Consider the following 17,168-nt stretch of genomic DNA (forward strand, 5'->3'; position numbering starts at 1 on the left):
GTCCCAATTTCAACAGTGTTCCGAGGGCTGCCGGTCCAACGATCACCCGAGGTCCGGCCGGAGGTCGACGTGTCCGCGAACATCAATCCCACCGTGCGCCGCAGGCGCCTTGGTTCCGAACTCCGCAAGCTGCGCGAGGGCCTGGCGATGACGGCCGAGGAGGTGGCCGGCCGGCTGATGGTCTCCCAGTCGAAGATCAGCCGCCTGGAGAACGGCCGCCGCAGCATCAGCCAGCGCGATGTGCGCGACCTCTGCGACGTCTACAACGTGACCGACGAGCAGATGCGCGCCAGTCTGATGGAGATGGCCAAGGAGTCGCGCCAGCGCGGCTGGTGGCACGACTTCAACGACATGCCGACCCCGTACAGCGTCTACATCGGGCTGGAGGCCGAGGCCTCCTCGATCCGCGCGTACGAGTCCTCGTTCGTCCCCGGCCTGTTGCAGACCGAACAGTACGCGCAGGCCGTGGTGGAGGGCACCCAGCCGGACACCGACGCGCTCTCCGTGCAACGGCGGGTCCAGGTCAGGATGAAGCGCCAGGACCGCGTCCACGGGGAGAACCGGCTGGGCAGTCTCTGGACGGTGATAGACGAGGCGGTGCTGCGCCGGGAGGTCGGCAGCCGTGAGGTGATGGCCGGCCAGCTGAAGCACATGCTGGAGCTGAGTCAGCGCTCCAACATCACCATCCAGGTGATCCCGTTCTCGCACGGTGCCCACCCCGGTATGACCGGGACATTCTCCCTGTTGGAGTTCCCCGAGTCAGCCGATTCGACGGTTGTCTACTTCGAAGGGGTGACGAGTGATCTCTACCTCGAGAAGGACGCGGACGTGCGCCGCTATACCAGTCTCTACGACCACCTGCGCGCAGCGGCGCTCGGAGTGGCGGAGAGCCGGTCACTGATAGCCACGATTGAAGAGGGATACCACGAATGAGCACCACCTTCGAGAACAGGACGGCCTGGCGGAAGAGCAGTCACAGCGGCGGCAACGGCGCCTGTGTGGAGATCGCCACCCCGCTGGCGGACGCGGTGTCGGTCCGGGATTCCAAGGATCCGGAAGGCCCGCAACTGCACTTCTCGTCCGACGCCTGGAATGCCTTCGCCACCGCCGCCGGGACAGGGGCGTTCGGCGGATTCTGATCCTGGCCCGGTCCCGTCCGGGTCCGGGGGTCCGTTCTCGGCCCAGTTGCCCGTAGCGGTGCCCGTCGTCCTCCCCCGGCGACGGGCACCGCTACGGGCAACTGTGCGTCCTGGAAGCGGCGTTCAGCCCAGCACCGGATAGCGGGTGGCCCAGGCGGCGCCCTCCGGGGTCTCCTGGCCGTGCAGTTCGGGGCCGTGCATCAGTTCCAGGACGAAGTCGTCGGCCAGTTCCAGGATCGCCCCGCGCCCCTCCACACCGGCCACCAGGCCGGGCGGCAGCGCGGTGTCACCGTGCAGCACCCCGAGCAGGTTGCCGCAGATCGCGCCGGTGGAGTCGCTGTCCCCGGAGTGGTTCACCGCCAGCAGCAGGCCCGACCGCACGTCGTGGGCGACCAGCGCGCAGTACACCCCGATCGCCAGCGCCTCCTCGGCGACCCAGCCCTCCCCCAGCGCCTCGACCCGCTCGGCGGACGGCTCGCCCGCCCGGACGGCGTCCAGCGCGGCCCGCAGCGCGGCCGTGGTCTCCTCGTGCGCCGGCCGCTCGGAGAGCAGGGCCAGCGCGAGGTGGACGCCCTCCTCCAGGGTGCCGCCGCGGGCCACGGTCTGGACGATCACCGCCAGTGCCCCGGCCGAGAGGTAGCCGGTGGGGTGGCCGTGGGTGAGCACCGAGCACTCCACCGCCAGCTGGAACACCAGGCCCGGCTCCCAGGTGGTGAGCAGCCCGAACGGCGCGGCCCGCATCACCGTGCCGCAGCCCTTGGAGTGCGGGTTCTTGGGTGCGTCCAGGGTGCCCAGCCGGTCGGCGTCCGGCCCGGAGAGGCCGGAGAGGCAGGCCTGGCCGGGGGCCCGCTGGGCGTACAGCCACTCCTCACGGCCGAGCCAGCCGAGGTCGGCCCGGCGCTCGTCCGGGCCCCAGTCGCGCTGGGTGGCGGCCCAGCGCAGATAGGCGAGGTGGATGTCGGTGGGCGGGTGCCAACTGCCGGTGTCCCGGCGGACATGGGCGCGGATCAGGCCGTCGAGGGTGAACAGCACCATCTGGGTGTCGTCGGTGATCGCGCCGCTCCGCCCGTACGCGGGGACGTAGCCGGTCACCCCGTGCGGGCCGTGCACCGCCCGTATCCTGTCCAGCGACTCGAACTCGATTCCGGCGCCGAGCGCGTCGCCGATCGCCCCGCCGAGCAGACAGCCCCGCACCCGGCTGCGGAAGTCCTGCTGCTGTGCGCGTGACCACAGTGGCATCACGACGAGGTGCCTTTCGTCCGGGGAACAGGCGCGCGACGCACGGCCGGTCGCGCGCCTTCGCACTGTATTCGAATGCCCGAACAAGTCGAGGGGTTCCCTCGGGCACCAGCACTTCCACGAACCGCCGCACAGCTCTGGCAGGTGCCCTACTCCAGCACCGGCAGCAGCTCCGGCAGGTGCCCGTCCGAGGCCAGCGCCGCGGCCCGGCGCTCGGCGGGCACCTCGCCGTAGGTGGTGGTGCGCTGGCGGTGCGGCCGGCCGGCCGCCTCGGCGATCGCCTGGAGGTCCCGGACGGACTTGTAACTGCCGTACGCGGAACCGGCCATCCGCGAGATGGTCTCCTCCATCAGGGTGCCGCCCAGGTCGTTGGCGCCCGAGCGGAGCATCTCGGCCGCGCCCTCGGCGCCCAGCTTGACCCAGCTGGTCTGGATGTTGGGGATGTGCGGGTGGAGCAGCAGCCGCGCCATCGCCACCACGGCCCGGTTGTCCCGGGCGGTCGGGCCGGGCCGGGCGATGCCGGCCAGGTAGACCGGCGCGTTGGTGTGGATGAACGGCAGTGTCACGAACTCGGTGAAGCCGCCGGTGCGCTGCTGGATCCCGGCGAGCAGCCGCAGATGCCCCAGCCAGTGCTCCGGGGTGTCCACATGGCCGTACATCATCGTGGACGAGGAGCGGATGCCCAGCTCGTGCGCGGTGGTGACGACCTCCACCCAGGTCGCGGCGGGCAGTTTGCCCTTGGTGAGCACCCAGCGGACCTCGTCGTCCAGGATCTCCGCCGCCGTACCCGGGATGGTGTCCAGGCCCGCCTCCTTGGCCTGCTGGAGCCAGTCGCGGATCGAAAGCCCGGTGCGGGTGGCGCCGTTGACCACCTCCATCGGCGAGAAGGCGTGCACATGGATGCCGGGCACCCGCTTCTTCACCGCCCGCGCGATGTCGAAGTAGGCGGTGCCGGGCAGGTCCGGGTGGATGCCGCCCTGCATGCAGACCTCGGTGGCGCCGACCTCCCAGGCCTGCGCGGCCCGGTCGGCGACCTGCTCCAGCGAGAGGGTGTAGGCGTCCGCGTCGGTGCGGCGCTGGGCGAAGGCGCAGAACCGGCAGCCGGTGTAGCAGACGTTGGTGAAGTTGATGTTCCGGGTGACGCAGTAGGTGACGTCCTCGCCGACCGCCGACCGCCGGACGTCGTCGGCGATCCGGCAGAGCGCGTCCAGCGCCGGGCCGTCCGCGTGGAACAGTGCCAGCGCCTGCTCGTCCGTCAGCTTCACCGGGTCGTCGGCGGCCACCGCCAGGGCCTCGCGCAGATCGCCCGCCGGCCGCTCGGGCGCGCCGTTCGCGCCCACCTGCTCGCGCAGCACCTCCCAGTCGCCGTAGACGTCCTCGAAGTCGGCCCGGCGGTCGCCGGTGCGGCCCTCGGTGTCGATGGCGGTGTGCAGGTCGGTCCGCCCGTAGGAGGCGGGCAGGTCCTCCGGCTCCTGCCAGGGCCGGCCCTGGACCACCGCGTCCGGGCGGGCCAGCCCGGTCTCCGGGTCGGCCAGCGCCCGGACGTGCGGCAGCACCCGCGGGTCCAGCCAGGGCTCGCCGTGCCGGACGTACTCGGGGTAGACGGCGAGGCGTTCCCGCAGTTCGAAGCCGGCGGCGGCCAAGTGCCCGGCGAGGCGGTCGATCTGCGGCCAGGGGCGCTCGGGGTTCACATGGTCGGGTGTCAGCGGCGAGACGCCGCCCCAGTCGTCGATCCCGGCGCCGATCAGCCGCTCGTACTCGCCGTCGACCAGGTTCGGCGGGGCCTGGAGGCAGGCGGCCGGGCCCATGATGTGCCGGGCCACCGCGACCGTGGCCACCAGCTCGTCCAGTTCGGCGTCGGGCATGCCGCGCATCGCCGTGTCCGGCTTGGCGCGGAAGTTCTGCAGGATCAGCTCCTGGATGCCGTGGTAGGCCCGGGAGACCCGGCGCAGCGCGAACAGCGACTCGGCGCGCTCCTGGTACGTCTCGCCGATGCCGATCAGCAGGCCGCTGGTGAACGGGACGGAGCTGCGCCCGGCGTCCTCCAGCACCCGCAGCCGGACGGCCGGCTCCTTGTCGGGCGAGCCGTGGTGCGGGCCCCCGGGCTCGCTCCAGAGGCGGGTGGCGGTGGTCTCCAGCATCATGCCCATCGAGGCCGAGACCGGCTTGAGCCGCTGGAAGTCCGTCCAGCCGAGCACCCCGGGGTTGAGGTGCGGCAGCAGGCCGGTCTCCTCCAGGATGCGGATGGACATCGCCCGGACGTAGGCGATGGTGTCGTCGTAGCCGTGCGCGTCCAGCCACTCGCGCGCCTCGGGCCAGCGGTCCTCGGGCTTGTCGCCGAGCGTGATCAGGGCTTCCTTGCAGCCCAGTTCGGCGCCGCGCCGGGCGACGTCCAGCACCTCGTCCGGCGACATGAACATCCCGTGTCCGGCCCGTCGCAGCTTGCCGGGCACGGTGGCGAAGGTGCAGTAGTGGCACTTGTCGCGGCAGAGCCGGGTGAGGGGGATGAAGACGCTCTTGGAGTAGGTGATGACACCGGGCCGCCCGGCCGCCGCCAGCCCCGCGTCGCGTACCCGTGCGGCGCTCGCGCACAGGTCGCGCAGGTCGTCGTCTCTGGCCTGGAGCAGGACCGCCGCCTCGGTCGCGTCCAGCGCGACGCCGTCCCGGGCACGGCGCAGGGCGCGCCGCATCGCGTTCGCAGTCGGGGTGCTTGTTGCGTCCATGGCGCGACCCTACGCCAGTTCTCGTACGTCCGGAGGAGGCAGACCCTGAGGGCGTCTCAGGGTCGGCTGCGACACCGGGACTACCCCGATCTGGCCCTGCAGAGCGATGCCTCCACGGGCCGGTGGCCGTGTAATGGAGGGGCACAGGCAGTCGGTCACGGCTACGGAGGGGTTGCTCGTTATGACGGACGACACGACGACCGAGGACTACCGGGGCGGCGGCGCGCCGTACCGGTCCGGGCGGCGTACGGCGGTGCGGGTGGTGGTACCGGTGGCGGTGGCGGGGGTGATCGCCGCGGGGATCGGCCTGGTGCCCGCGCTGGCGGACGACTCCCCGCCGAACCTGCCCGCGCTGACGGCCGAGCAGGTGGTGGCGAAGGTGCTCGGTTCGCAGGCGCAGACGCTCTCCGGCACGGTCTCGGTCTCGGCCGACCTCGGGGTGCCCAGTCAGCTGCTGGGGGCGGCGGCCGGCGGCGCGATCGCGGGCGGCGGCGGTGCCGGGTCCTCCTCCTCGGCCGCGCCGGGGGCGAAGCTGGGCGGTCTGCTCGGCGGCGACCACACCCTGCGGGTGGCGGTGGCCGGGCCGGACCGCCAGCGGGTCGACCTGATCGAGAACCTGGCCGGGTACACGCTCGTCCACAACGGTGACCAGGCCTGGGCCTGGGACAGCTCCACCAACGAGGCGGTCCACCTGACGCTCCCGCAGGGCGCCCATCCCCAGGGCGCCCATCCCCAGGGCGCCCGGCCGGAGGGCGTCCCGCTGACCGGGGTGCCGACCACCCCGCAGGAGGCCGCCCGCCAGTTCCTCACGGCGGGCGCGGGCACCACCGCCGTCACCGTGGACGGCACGGCGAGCGTGGCCGGGCAGAAGGCGTACCAGCTCTCGGTGAAGCCCACCCGGTCCGGTTCGACGATCGGCGAGGTCCGGATCGCGGTGGCCGCCGACAACGGAGTGCCGCTCGCGGTGGTGGTCAAGGGCGCCGACGGCGGCACCGTGCTCGACGTCCACTTCACGGACGTCTCCTTCGCCGAGCCGGCCGCCAGGACCTTCGACTTCTCGGTACCCAAGGGCGCCAAGGTGACGGAGCAGAAGACGGACGGGCCGCAGGGCGGGCAGGCCGGCCAGGGCGGTCACGCCGCGCCGGACGCGCCGGACGCGCCGGACGCGCAGGGCGGGCCGGCGGGCCGGGGCGGCCACGCCGGGCCGGTCGGCCTGAACGTGGTCGGCGAGGGCTGGACGGCGGTGCTGAGCGCCCAGCTGCCGACCGGCGAGGTCACCGTGCCGAAGGAGGCCAAGCCCGGGCGGCACGACGGCAAGGGCCAGGGGCAGAACGGCCACGGCGGGGGCCAGAGCCTCCAGTCGCTGGTGAAGGCGCTGGGCAAGCCGGTCGGGGGCGGCACGCTGATCAGCACCAAGGTGCTGAACGTGCTGGTCACCGAGGACGGCCGGGTCTTCGCGGGCGCGGTGACGCTCCCGGTGCTGCAGAGCGCGGCCGGGGTGAAGTAGGAGTGACGAAGACTCCCGTAACGGGGGACGTTACGGAGTCGGCCGGGGGCCGGGGCGCCGAGACGCGCCCGGCCCCCGTGGCCGTTCCCGCCGCCGTCCCGTCCGCTGCCCCGTCCGGCGTCCCGTCCGACGACGTGATCAGGACCAGGGGCCTGACCAAGCGCTTCCGGGGCGGCCAGCTCGCCGTGGACGGGCTGGACCTGACGGTGCCCAGGGGCTCGGTCTTCGGCTTCCTCGGGCCCAACGGCTCCGGCAAGACCACCACCATCCGGATGCTGATGGGCCTGATCGCGCCCACCGCGGGTGTGGCGACGGTGCTCGGCGAGTCGATGCCGCAGTCCGTCTCCACGGTGCTGCCCCGGGTCGGCGCGCTGATCGAGGGCCCGGCGCTGTACGGCTTCCTCTCCGGCCGGGACAACCTGGCCCGGTTCGACGCGGCCGACCCGACGGCCGACCCGCGCACCCGGCAGCGGCGGGTCACCGAGGCGCTGGAGCGGGTCGGGCTGACGGCCGCCGCCGGCAAGCGGGCCCGGGCGTACTCGCTGGGCATGAAGCAGCGGCTCGGCCTGGCCGCGGCGCTGCTCCAGCCGCGCGAGCTGCTGGTGCTGGACGAGCCGACCAACGGCCTGGACCCGCAGGGCATGCGGGAGATCCGGGCGCTGGTCCGGGAGGTCGCGGCGGAGGGCACCACGGTGTTCCTCTCCTCCCACCTGCTGGACGAGATCGAACAGGTCTGCACGCACGCGGCGGTGATGTCGCGCGGCCGGCTGGTGGTGCAGGGCACCGTCGCCGAACTGGCCGCCCGGGCCCAGGGCCGGCTGGTGGTCCGCACGCCGGACGTGGCACGGGCCGCCGAGGTGCTGGCGGCGCACCGGGTCGCGGCGGTGACGGCCGGGGAGGGCCGGGTGGACGGCGAGCTGGGGGCGCTCTCCGACGAGGTGCTGCCCGGGCTGTGCGCCGCGCTGGTCGGGGCCGGGGTACGGGTCCACGGCTTCGGGGTCGAACGCGGGACGCTGGAGGACGCCTTCGTGGCACTGACCGGGGAGGGCTTCGATGTCGCGGGCTGAGCAGGCTGAGCAGGTCGGGCGGGCTGAGAAGGTCGGGCAGGTCGGGCCCGGCGAGCGGATCGGGGTGGCCGCGCCTCCGGTGGGCCGGCGGCCGCAGACGGCGGCCGGGTTCCTGGCGCTGTTCCGCAGCGAGCTGCGGCTGACCTTCCGCCGGGTCCGGACCATGGTGCTGCTGGCGATCCTCGCGGTGCTGCCGGTCCTGATCGGCACGGTCGTCAGGATCGAGACGGACGGGCCGCGCGGCGGCGAGGGCCCGGCCTTCATCGCCCAGGTGACCCAGAACGGCCTGTTCCTGGTGTTCACCGCGCTGGCGGTGGCGCTGCCGGTCTTCCTGCCGATGACGGTCGGCGTGGTCGCCGGGGACTCCGTCGCGGGCGAGGCGGCGGGCGGCACGCTGCGCTATCTGCTGGTCGCGCCGGCCGGCCGGACCAGGCTGCTCGCCGCCAAGTTCACCGCCGGGCTGGTGTTCTGCCTGGCGGCGACCGCGACGGTCGCCCTGGCGGCGCTCGCCACCGGCGCGGCGCTGTTCCCGCTCGGCGATGTCACGCTGATCTCCGGGGACACCATCGGCCTCGGCTCGGCCCTGCTGCGGGCGGTGCTGGTGGCCGGTGTGGTGGCCGCCTCGCTGGCCGGGCTGGTGGCGATCGGGCTGTTCATCTCGACGCTCACCGGCAGCGGCATCGCGGCGATGGCCGCCACCGTCGGCCTGGTGATCACCGTCCAGATCCTCGACAGCTTCCCGCAGCTGCACGCGATCCAGCCGTTCCTCTTCACCCACCACTGGCTGAGCTTCGGGGACCTGCTGCGGGAGCCGATGTACTGGGACGGTGTGCTGAAGAACCTCGGGCTCCAGGCCGCGTACGTCGCCGTCTTCGGCTCGGCCGCCTGGTCGCGCTTCTCCAGCCGGGACATCACGGCGTAGGACGGCGGGGGCTTCCCGGCGCCGGGAAGCCCCCGCCGGGCGGTTCAGCGGGTGGCCGCCGGAGCGGTGGCGGCCTCGGTGCCGGCCCCCGCGGCGAGCCCCGCGGCGAGCGCGGCCCGCTCCGCGCGGTCCGCCCGCACCCGGCGCAGCGCGTCCCAGGTGAGCAGCGCCAGCGCGGCCCAGACCAGGGCGAAGCCGGCCCAGCGGGCGGGCGGCATGGACTCGTGGAAGACCGCGATGCCGATCAGGAACTGGAACACCGGCGCCAGGTACTGCAGCAGCCCGAGCACGGTGAGCGGCACCCGGACCGCCGCCGCGCCGAAGCAGAGCAGCGGGATCGCGGTGATCACCCCGCTGAGCATCAGCAGCCCCGAGTGGCCCCAGCCGAACGAGCCGGCCACGGTGTGCCCGAAGGTGCCGCGTCCGCTGATCTCCAGGTAGACCAGGTAGCCGACCGCGAACGGGAACATGAAGGCGCTCTCGGCCGCCAGGCTCTCCAGCCCGCTCAGCCCGACCTTCTTCTTCAGCAGCCCGTAGGTGGCGAAGGAGAGCGCCAGGGTCAGCGCGATCCAGGGCAGCCGCCCGTACCCGACGGTCAGCACGGCCACCGCGAGGGCGCCGACCCCGACGGCCGTCCACTGCGCCACCCGCAGGCGCTCCTTGAGCACCAGTACGCCGAAGGCGATGGTCACCAGGGGGTTGATGAAGTAGCCGAGGCTGGTCTCGACGACGTGCCCGGCGTTGACGGCCCAGATGTAGACGCCCCAGTTGACCGAGATCACGGCGGCGGCCGCGCCCAGCATGGCGAGTCGGCGGGGCTGGCGCAGCAGCGGGCGTATCCAGCCCCAGTGCCGCTGGGCGATCAGCAGCAGCACCACGGCGACCAGTGACCAGACCATCCGGTTGGCCAGGATGTCGTCGGCGGCACCGGGCTCCAGCAGCGGCCAGAACAGGGGGAAGAGCCCCCACATCCCGTAGGCGGCGACGCCGTACCAGAGGCCCCGGCCGGCCTCCCGCTGATCTGTCTCCGGCATGACGGCCTGCCCTCCGAAACGCGCGCGTGTGTCGAGCCGACGGTAGCGGGCGGGAAGGCAGACTGTCATCTCCGTATTCGGTTTTTGGTCATGACATTGCCGGGCGGGGCCTGTCGGGCGGGGCCGGTCGGGGCGGCCGGGCCCCGCAGGCGGCGTCAGCCCCGGAGCGCGGCGCTCACGCTCTCCGCCAGCGGGACGGTCGGCCGGCCGGTCAGCCGGGCCAGGTCACCCGGGGTGCCCGCCAGCTCGCCGCGCGCGATGCCCGCGTCCACGTCCACCAGGATCTCCGCGAAGCCCTGCGGCAGACCGGCGCCGACCAGCACCTCCAGGTGCTCGGCCGGGGCCACCTCGCGGTACTCGACCGGCTTGCCCGAGGCCTGCGCGAACGCGGCGGCCAGCTCGGCGAGGCTCCACGCGGCGTCGCCGCTCAGCTCGTACACCGCGTTCTCGTGGCCCTCGCCGACCAGCACCGCGACGGCGGCGTCCGCGTAGTCCCGGCGGGTGGCGCCGGCGACCCGGCCCTGACCGGCGCTGCCGATCACCACACCGCGGTCCACCGTGCCGGCCGCGTCACCGAGGTAGTTCTCGGTGTACCAGCCGTTGCGCAGGAGGGTGAAGGGCAGCCCGGACTCGCGGATCAGCGCCTCGGTCTCCTTGTGCTCGTCCGCCAGCCTGAAGGTGGCCGCGCCCGGCGCGCTGGTGTAGGCGAGGAGCGCGACACCGGCGGCCCGCGCCGCGTCCACCACGGCGCGGTGCTGCGGGATGCGGCGGCCGACCTCGCTGCCCGAGATCAGCAGCACCCGGTCTCCGGCGGCGAAGGCGCCCGCCAGGCTCTCGGGCCGGTCGTAGTCGACCACCCGGACGGTCACGCCGCGCTCGGCCAGGTCGGCGGCCTTCCCGGCGGAGCGGACGGCGACGGCCACCTCGCTCGCGGGGACCTTGGCCAGCAGGCCCTCGACGACCAGCCGGCCGAGCTGTCCGGTGGCTCCGGTGACGACGTACATAGCGCTGCTCCCTGCACATGGTTGCGTGTTGAACTTCCTGCTCGACACTCACCTTAGGGATGGCACTAACTTATGGAAAGTACGCACTTTGAAGTAGGGTACTGACATGCAGGTAATGACCAAGGCCGTGCCGCTCGACGAACTGCCCCCGCCGAACGTCTACGACCGCATGTGCCCGTCCCGGGGCGTCCTGGAGCACGTCACCAGCCGCTGGGGCGTGCTGGTGCTGGCCGCGCTGGCCGAGCGCGGCTACCGCTTCAGCGAGCTGCGCCGCCGGGTCTCCGGCGTCAGCGAGAAGATGCTCGCGCAGACCCTCCAGACCCTGGAACGGGACGGTTTCGTGCTGCGCGAGGCCCACCCCGTCATCCCGCCCCGGGTCGACTACAGCCTCACCCCGCTGGGCCGGGAGGCCGCCGGGCTGGTCGCCGCCCTCGCCCGCTGGTCCGAGGAGCGCGTCCCGGCCGTCGAGCAGGCCCGCGCGGAGTACGACGCCCGGCCGCGCTGAGGCGGGCCGCGCCGCCCATGAGGCGGCTGTCGATCAGTGTCCCGTCGGCCCGTTCTCCGCGATCCGGCCGTTCTCCGCGATCAGTGCCGCCAGCCCGTCCAGCACCCGGGCCAGGCCGAAGACGTACGCGTGGTCCGGGCTGTACGCACCGCCGTGGGCCTCGCCGGCGGCGGCGCCGACCCGGGCGGCGACCGGGTAGCGCTCGGCGTCGAAGACCCGGGCGAGCAGGTCGGCGTTGGCGGCCCACCACTGCCCGTCGGTCATCGCGCTGTCCTGCCGGGCGGCCCGCTCGTCGGCCGCCATCCGGGCGCAGGTCTGGACGAAGCCCAGCAGGTGGGTGAGGGCCGCGTCCAGCTCCACGTCGGGCAGGCCGGAACCGGCCAGGGCGCGCAGCTCGTACTCGTACTTGGCCATCAGGCCCGGGCCCAGCGGCGGCCGGCTGGTGGAGACGGCCGCCGCCCAGGGGTGGGCCCGGTAGAGAGCGCGGTTGTCGTCCGCGACGGCGGCGGCCCGGGCCCGCCAGCCGTCACCGGCCGGGGCGGTCCGCGGCATCGCCGCGTAGACGGTGTCCAGCATCAGGTCGAGCAGCTCGGCCTTGCCGGGGACGTAGGTGTAGAGCGCCATCGGCGAGAGCCCCAGCTCCTGGGCGACCCTGCGCATGGTGACGGCGTCCACGCCCTCGGCGTCGGCGAGTGCGATGGCCGCCGCGGCGATCTCCGTCGTCGAGCGCGCCTGCCTCGGGCCGCGCCGGCCCGGCTTCTCCTCCGTCGCCAGCCCCCAGAGCAGGGCGAGGGTGCGCGCCGGGTCTCCTGCGCTGCTGCGGTCGGTGGCCATGGGGGAAATCCTTGCACGGTCGCCGCCCCGCTACCGTCTACCCCATGACCAGCCCCGGAGCCGAACCCCTGCCCGGCACACCCGCGCCGGAGCCGCTGCGCGTCCGCGTCACCTGCCGGCGCTGCCACCGGCCCCTGCACGACCCCGAGTCCCGCATGCTCCGCCTCGGCCCGGAGTGCCGCGACCCGGCCGAACGGGTCCCGCGCCACGAGGTGGAGCAGGACCCGCTGCCGGGGATCGAATAGGGGCCCGCGTCATCCGGACCGGCTCAGCGGGCTGTCCACCGGGCCCAGGGCGAGGATGCGGTCGGCCGTGCGGGCGAAGCCCTGGTCGTGGGTGATCAGGAGGGTGGTGCGCCCTGTCATGAGGTGGCGCAGCGGGGTGATCACATGGGCGGCGGCCTGCTGGTCCAGGCCCGCGGTGGGCTCGTCCAGGATCAGGACGGGGGTGTTGCGCAGGAAGGCCCGGGCGATGGCGATGCGCTGGCTCTGTCCGCCGGAGAGCTGGAAGCCGTCCTCCCCGATCTCGGTCCGGTAGCCCTGCGGCAGGGCCATGACGAAGTCGTGGGCACCGGCGTTGCGGGCGGCGTTCTCGATCTCGCTCCGGGACGCCTCCGGCCTGCCGTAGGCGATGTTGTCCCGGATGGTGGCGTGGAAGAGCGGCGCCTGCTGGGGCAGCAGGGTGATGGCCTCGCGCAGTGAGGCGAGGGTCAGGTCCCTGAGGTCGTGGCCGTCGAGGCGGACGGCTCCGGCGTCCGGGTCCAGGAAGCGGATCAGGAGCTTCGCGAGCGTCGACTTGCCGCTGCCGCTCGGCCCCGTGATCGCCAGGACCTCGCCGGGGCCGATGTCGAAGGTGAGGTCCGTCAGCACCGGCCGGCCGGGGGTGTTCGGGTAGCTGACGCCGACGCCCTCGAAGGACACCCGCCCTTCGACGTCGTGCACGTCGCGGGCGGTGGGACGTTCCTGGACCGGGCTGCGCATGTCCAGGAGTTCCAGCACGCGTTCGGCCGAGGCGCCTGCCGCGCCGATGACGGTGGCCAGCCCGGACAGCTGCTGGGCCGGCTCGAAGAGCTGCGCCATGAAGGCGGCGAAGGCCAGCAGTCCGCCCAGGGTCAGCGCCCCGTGGTCCAGCTCGTAGGCGCCGACGCCGACGACGACGAGTCCGGCGATCACTTCGAGAACGCTGAGCACCGGCGGGTAGAGGCCGGCCACCCGGGCGGCGCCGAGTTCGCTGTTCAGCAGGGCCGTGCCTTCCCGGTGCACGCGCTCGACCTCATGCTTCTCCTGGCCGTGGGTGTGGGCGACGACCGCGTTGCGCAGGCTCTCCTCCAGCACGGCCGTGACGCTGCCGACCCGTCGGCGGACCTGCCGCTCCCGGGCCATGATGCGGCGCCCGAAGAAGCGTGTGGAGAGCCAGAACAGGGGTGCCACGGTCAGGGCGGCGAGCGTCAGCGGCCAGCTCAGGTACACCGCCGCCGCTCCGAACAGCACCAGACTGACCAGCGCCGTGCCCCCGGTGATCAGGCCGGAGGAGACCAGCTGCTCGATGGCGGCGATGTCCGCGGTGAGGCGGGACATCACGTCGCCGCGCCAACGGCTCTCCAGCGTGTCGGGGGTCAGCGTGTGCAGATGGGCGACGGTGGCCGTCCGCAGCCGCAGGATGTACCGTTCGGCCACTCTGGTGGCCGCGTAGCCGCCCGCGAAGGCGAACAGCGCCCCCACGACGGCCACGGCCACCATGGCCCCGGCGAGCGGCCAGAAGGCGGAGAAGTGTCTCGGCACGAGCACGTCGTCGATCAGGTACTTGAACAGCCAGACCGACACCACCTCACCGAACGCGCCCAGGAGGAGCAGGCCCGCGCTGACCGGCAGCCACCGCGCGTCGGGGTGCACCCACGGCCAGAAGCGCCGGAAGGCCTCCCGCAGCGGGACGGTACGTGCCGCCGCCACCGGTCCCTCGGCTCTCAACGCGCTCGAACCGCTCGATGCACTCGATGCGCTCGATGGGCTCGATCCGCTCGACCCGCTCGACCCGCTCGATGGGCTCGATCCGCTCGATCCGCTCGCCAGGGGATCGGCCCGGGGTTCCAAAGACATCGCTTCGGCCACAGAATCACTGCCCAATCATGGAAGCAGGGACCGGCGGCGTACCGCCGGTCCCCGGCATGGGAGTTAATCCCAGCTCGACCTAGGAGATCAGTACCACCAACGGTCACGGCGTCCGTATCCGAAACCCCGGCCGTATCCGCGGCCACGGCCGAAGTCGCCGCGACCGAAGTCACCGCGTCCGAAGCCGCCGCGTCCACGTCCGAAGTCACCGCGACCCCGGCCTCGACCCCGGCCGAACCCGCCATCGAAGATTGCCATCATGGTGTCCTTTCTGTGATGGCACACCGCCGGACCCGCGTCGCCCCTGTAAGGCAGGCTGCGGCTGAACCGACAACATAGGTATGCCATTGATTGGAAAGGGGGTTCTTGCCACCCACACGCTTGGCGCACGGGTCGAACCCGTTTCCATACCTCCATTATCCGCCTTCGCCAGGAATGCGCGCCCGGGGCAGAGGGCGGGTGACATGCACGTGCACGTGCACCCTCACCTGGTGACATGCACACTCACTCTCGGCTGGTGACAGGCGTGTTCACCCTCGGTTGGCGATGGCCGCGGCCAGTTCGGCGACGCCCGGATGCCTCGGCACCCCGTGGTGGCCACCGGCCGGTTCGACCACCGCCGGGGGGGACGGCGGAGTAGCCGGAGTGCCCTTCGGTGAACGAGTAGTTGTCGCCCGCGGCCTTGCGGACGGTCACCGACGCGCTTGTCCGACGTTCCGTCAGTTCTGCGAAACCGTCATCGAATTCACAGGTCTCGCCGACGATCCCGGCGATCCCGGCGATCCGCCGGATCAACTCCTCGTCCGGCTCCGGAAGAAGGCGGTGGACGAAGGCGACGAAGCCGTCCGCGTCCCCGGCCTCGGCCAGGCAGCGCTCCAGCCCGCGGCCGCCGATCGAGCCGGTGAACACGGAGAAGGGGATCGCCACGTACGCCGGGACGCGGCACCCTGGCCTGCCCGGGTCCGTACCGGCGGGACGGGGCCCCGGGCTCAGGCGGGCAGCGGTGGGGGCCTGCTCAGCCGCGGCCGAGGAGGCGGCGGAGGAGGCCCGGGCGGGGTGCCACGGGCTTGGGCTCCGCGGCTTCCTCGGCCTCCGTGGCCTTCTCGGCCTCCAGGGCTTCCTCGGCCTCCTCGGCACCCTGGGCCGCCCTGCCCCCTGTGGCCTCCGGGTCCTCCGCTTCGGCGGGGGCCGGCGCCTTCGCCTGCTCGATCGCCTCCCGCTCGCGGTGCTCGTCCTCCTCGGTGGGTTCGGCGGCACGGGCGAGGTCGTCCCGCTCGATCAGGCGACGGGCCAGGTCGAGATCGGCCTCGTCCAGCCACGGGCAGGCCAGCACGAGGGTGCAGACCGACCGCAGCACGGTCACCTCGCGCCGCTGGGACGCCTCGGCCGAGTACCGCAGCCGGGTCCGGAGCTGGGCGGCGATGTCGGCGCGGACCTCGGGGTGCGTCCAGCCGATCGCGGTCAGGGCGAAACCGGCCGCCTCGACCACCCAGTCCTCGGAGCCGAGCAGCAGGTCGAGCAGTACCCGGCGGCGGTCCGAGCCCTCCCACGGCTGGTCGGTGCGGTGGTGCGCGATGCCGAGGCAGGCGAAGGACTGGACGGCGCGCACCCAGAGTTCGGGCTGGTGGGCCAGCAGCGCCTGCCCCAGCTCCTCCTCACGCGGCGCGGGCGGGTGGGCGAGCACGCCGACCAGGTCGTCCAGCGGCAGCGCGGCGAGCCGGACCGCGTGGTCGTACGCGGCGGGCAGGCTCGGCCAGACGATCTCGGCGGTGCCCCGGACGAGTTCGGCGCCGCTCGCCGAGGGCGGCGCGACGGCCGGGCGCGGGTCGGTGCCGTCGTACGTCCAGACCCGGGTGCCGACCTCGCACAGCGGCAGCCGGGGGTCGGGGTCGAGGACGGCCCGGTACTCGACGGTCGCCCGGGGCAGCGCCAGGTGGAGGGCCAGCAGCGAACTGGGCGGCTCCAGCGCCGAGACGGTGCACGTGATCTCGTTGTCCCGGCCGGTGTCGGACGACTTCAGGACCTGGTGGAGGACGTTCACCGTGGCCTCGGTCGCGCCGGGTACCATGCCCAGCCAGGGCTGCCGCCTGCAGAGCCGGGCCAGCAGATCGGGTGCGTAGTCGTGCTCGGGGTGGGCGCGGTAGTGGTCGACCAGCGCGACCAGGTGGGCGGTGCCGCCGTCGACGGCGTGCCGCAGGCCGTGCAGCGCCGGGCCCGCCTTGGGGTGGTCCGGCTCGGTGGCGAGGACCCGGTCCAGCCAGGGCAGCCCCTCGGCGGGCCGGCCGGTGGCCCCGTACAGCTCGGCGATGTCCACGGCGAGGTAGGTGTCGGAGGGGTCGCGGGCCAGCTCCGCCTCCCAGACCTCCAGCGCGCGGTCCGGCTCGCCGTGGGCGCGCAGGGCGTTGCCGAGCATCACGGCGGGCAGGTACTCGGGCGCGAGGCGGTGGGCGTGCTCGGCGAGTTCCACGGCGCGCGCGGTGGCACCGAGGCGCCGGGTGAGCCCGGAGACCACGGCCAGCAGCAGCGGGTGGTCCGGGTGACGGGCCACCACGGCCTGGGCGAAGTCCTCGAACGGCTGGACGGCCGGGCGCAGTTCCTCCGGCAGCGGGTCCGGGAGGGTACCGGCGGCCCGCATCACCGCCTGGGCGACGGCGTCCGGGGAGACCAGCTCCGGCAGGTCCTCCCGGCCCAGCCAGGCGGTGTGCGCCCAGGGCTTGCCGGGCTCGTACTGGATCGCCGAGGCGAGCAGCGCGACGGCGGCGTCCCAGTCCCCCGCCGCCGCCTCGACGTGCGCCCGGCAGACCACGGTGCCCAGGTACACCTGCCCGTCGAGCGGGAACAGCTCCCGCGCCGCCTCCGCGCCGCCCGCACGGGCCCACAGCTCGGCCAGCGCCTCGTGCAGCTCGGGCAGTTGGGGGTCGGTGGTCATCGCGTCCGCGAGGTGGTCGGCGGCGTGCGGGAGGTCCCCGGAGTCCATGGCCAGCCGCGCGACGGCCACCTCCCCCTCGGCCGCCAGTCGCTCGTCGCAGCCGTCGGTGTGCTCCATGGTGTCGCGTCCCCCGTCGATCCGTTCCAGCCGTGCGCGG

Annotated in this window: 15 protein-coding genes; 7 read left to right on the forward strand and 8 right to left on the reverse strand. The window is 73.5% G+C overall.

Annotation, left to right across the window (positions count from 1 at the left end; translation table 11 throughout):
- The first annotated feature begins 69 nt into the window (after positions 1-69).
- The gene (locus ACIO5D_RS07450; RefSeq protein ID WP_363606899.1) at positions 70-933 is read left to right on the forward strand and encodes a helix-turn-helix transcriptional regulator; all 864 of its coding nucleotides are present in this window, start codon (positions 70-72) and stop codon (positions 931-933) included.
- Complete coding sequence (locus ACIO5D_RS07455; protein ID WP_363606898.1) at positions 930-1,139, forward strand: DUF397 domain-containing protein; 210 nt, start codon at positions 930-932, stop codon at positions 1,137-1,139. The genes ACIO5D_RS07450 and ACIO5D_RS07455 overlap by 4 nt, the downstream gene beginning before the upstream one ends.
- 123 nt (positions 1,140-1,262) lie before the next feature.
- Here ACIO5D_RS07455 and ACIO5D_RS07460 read toward each other — a convergent pair whose 3' ends face one another.
- Positions 1,263-2,378, reverse strand: coding sequence for an ADP-ribosylglycohydrolase family protein (locus tag ACIO5D_RS07460; RefSeq protein WP_363606897.1), 1,116 nt, complete (start codon positions 2,376-2,378; stop codon positions 1,263-1,265).
- Between the two features lie 149 nt (positions 2,379-2,527).
- Positions 2,528-5,101 carry a bifunctional FO biosynthesis protein CofGH gene (locus ACIO5D_RS07465; RefSeq protein ID WP_400794236.1) on the reverse strand — a complete coding sequence of 858 codons (2,574 nt, stop codon included), beginning with the start codon at positions 5,099-5,101 and terminating at the stop codon, positions 2,528-2,530.
- A 181-nt stretch (positions 5,102-5,282) separates the two neighbouring features.
- On the opposite strand from ACIO5D_RS07465, the gene ACIO5D_RS07470 reads away from it, so the two are divergent.
- The 3 genes from ACIO5D_RS07470 (at position 5,283) to ACIO5D_RS07480 (ending at position 8,597) form a co-directional block, all read left to right on the forward strand.
- Complete coding sequence (locus ACIO5D_RS07470) at positions 5,283-6,608, forward strand: outer membrane lipoprotein carrier protein LolA (protein ID WP_400794238.1); 1,326 nt, start codon at positions 5,283-5,285, stop codon at positions 6,606-6,608.
- A 77-nt stretch (positions 6,609-6,685) separates the two neighbouring features.
- Positions 6,686-7,675 carry an ABC transporter ATP-binding protein gene (locus ACIO5D_RS07475; RefSeq protein ID WP_400657064.1) on the forward strand — a complete coding sequence of 330 codons (990 nt, stop codon included), beginning with the start codon at positions 6,686-6,688 and terminating at the stop codon, positions 7,673-7,675.
- Positions 7,662-8,597 carry an ABC transporter permease gene (locus tag ACIO5D_RS07480; protein WP_400657066.1) on the forward strand — a complete coding sequence of 312 codons (936 nt, stop codon included), beginning with the start codon at positions 7,662-7,664 and terminating at the stop codon, positions 8,595-8,597. The genes ACIO5D_RS07475 and ACIO5D_RS07480 overlap by 14 nt, the downstream gene beginning before the upstream one ends.
- Before the next feature lie 44 nt (positions 8,598-8,641).
- Here ACIO5D_RS07480 and rarD read toward each other — a convergent pair whose 3' ends face one another.
- Complete coding sequence (gene rarD / locus ACIO5D_RS07485; protein WP_363606891.1) at positions 8,642-9,631, reverse strand: EamA family transporter RarD; 990 nt, start codon at positions 9,629-9,631, stop codon at positions 8,642-8,644.
- 155 nt (positions 9,632-9,786) lie between these two features.
- A complete protein-coding gene (locus tag ACIO5D_RS07490; protein ID WP_400657069.1) occupies positions 9,787-10,635 on the reverse strand; it encodes an SDR family oxidoreductase in 849 nt (282 codons plus the stop codon).
- Positions 10,636-10,750: 115 nt separating this feature from the next.
- Here ACIO5D_RS07490 and ACIO5D_RS07495 point away from each other — a divergent pair, with 115 nt between their 5' ends.
- Positions 10,751-11,140 carry a winged helix-turn-helix transcriptional regulator gene (locus tag ACIO5D_RS07495; protein ID WP_400657127.1) on the forward strand — a complete coding sequence of 130 codons (390 nt, stop codon included), beginning with the start codon at positions 10,751-10,753 and terminating at the stop codon, positions 11,138-11,140.
- A gap of 33 nt (positions 11,141-11,173) precedes the next feature.
- Here ACIO5D_RS07495 and ACIO5D_RS07500 read toward each other — a convergent pair whose 3' ends face one another.
- Positions 11,174-11,974 (reverse strand): TetR/AcrR family transcriptional regulator, encoded by an 801-nt coding sequence (locus ACIO5D_RS07500; protein ID WP_400794240.1) that lies wholly within the window; start codon positions 11,972-11,974, stop codon positions 11,174-11,176.
- A 44-nt stretch (positions 11,975-12,018) separates the two neighbouring features.
- Between ACIO5D_RS07500 and ACIO5D_RS07505 the strand changes: the two genes are divergently transcribed.
- The gene (locus ACIO5D_RS07505) at positions 12,019-12,219 is read left to right on the forward strand and encodes a DUF6011 domain-containing protein (RefSeq protein WP_400794242.1); all 201 of its coding nucleotides are present in this window, start codon (positions 12,019-12,021) and stop codon (positions 12,217-12,219) included.
- A gap of 9 nt (positions 12,220-12,228) precedes the next feature.
- Here the strand turns inward: ACIO5D_RS07505 and ACIO5D_RS07510 are convergent, their stop codons facing one another.
- The 3 genes from ACIO5D_RS07510 to ACIO5D_RS07520 form a co-directional block, all read right to left on the reverse strand.
- Positions 12,229-13,923, reverse strand: coding sequence for an ABC transporter ATP-binding protein (locus ACIO5D_RS07510; RefSeq protein WP_400657074.1), 1,695 nt, complete (start codon positions 13,921-13,923; stop codon positions 12,229-12,231).
- A gap of 663 nt (positions 13,924-14,586) precedes the next feature.
- Positions 14,587-15,009 carry a hypothetical protein gene (locus tag ACIO5D_RS07515; RefSeq protein WP_400794244.1) on the reverse strand — a complete coding sequence of 141 codons (423 nt, stop codon included), beginning with the start codon at positions 15,007-15,009 and terminating at the stop codon, positions 14,587-14,589.
- An 88-nt stretch (positions 15,010-15,097) separates the two neighbouring features.
- Positions 15,098-17,128, reverse strand: coding sequence for a tetratricopeptide repeat protein (locus tag ACIO5D_RS07520; RefSeq protein ID WP_400794246.1), 2,031 nt, complete (start codon positions 17,126-17,128; stop codon positions 15,098-15,100).
- Between the last annotated feature and the right edge of the window lie 40 nt (positions 17,129-17,168).

This window comes from Kitasatospora sp. NPDC087315 (assembly GCF_044744345.1).
GTDB lineage: Bacteria > Actinomycetota > Actinomycetes > Streptomycetales > Streptomycetaceae > Kitasatospora.

What these genes read in the sequence shown, in the direction of transcription:
- ACIO5D_RS07455 (WP_363606898.1), top strand. Translation starts at nt 930, where the DNA reads ATGAGCACCACCTTCGAGAACAGGACGGCCTGGCGGAAGAGCAGTCAC.
- ACIO5D_RS07460 (WP_363606897.1), bottom strand. Translation starts at nt 2,378, where the DNA reads ATGCCACTGTGGTCACGCGCACAGCAGCAGGACTTCCGCAGCCGGGTG.
- ACIO5D_RS07465 (WP_400794236.1), bottom strand. Translation starts at nt 5,101, where the DNA reads ATGGACGCAACAAGCACCCCGACTGCGAACGCGATGCGGCGCGCCCTG.
- ACIO5D_RS07470 (WP_400794238.1), top strand. Translation starts at nt 5,283, where the DNA reads ATGACGGACGACACGACGACCGAGGACTACCGGGGCGGCGGCGCGCCG.
- ACIO5D_RS07480 (WP_400657066.1), top strand. Translation starts at nt 7,662, where the DNA reads ATGTCGCGGGCTGAGCAGGCTGAGCAGGTCGGGCGGGCTGAGAAGGTC.
- rarD (WP_363606891.1), bottom strand. Translation starts at nt 9,631, where the DNA reads ATGCCGGAGACAGATCAGCGGGAGGCCGGCCGGGGCCTCTGGTACGGC.
- ACIO5D_RS07490 (WP_400657069.1), bottom strand. Translation starts at nt 10,635, where the DNA reads ATGTACGTCGTCACCGGAGCCACCGGACAGCTCGGCCGGCTGGTCGTC.
- ACIO5D_RS07495 (WP_400657127.1), top strand. Translation starts at nt 10,751, where the DNA reads ATGACCAAGGCCGTGCCGCTCGACGAACTGCCCCCGCCGAACGTCTAC.
- ACIO5D_RS07500 (WP_400794240.1), bottom strand. Translation starts at nt 11,974, where the DNA reads ATGGCCACCGACCGCAGCAGCGCAGGAGACCCGGCGCGCACCCTCGCC.
- ACIO5D_RS07505 (WP_400794242.1), top strand. Translation starts at nt 12,019, where the DNA reads ATGACCAGCCCCGGAGCCGAACCCCTGCCCGGCACACCCGCGCCGGAG.
- ACIO5D_RS07520 (WP_400794246.1), bottom strand. Translation starts at nt 17,128, where the DNA reads ATGGAGCACACCGACGGCTGCGACGAGCGACTGGCGGCCGAGGGGGAG.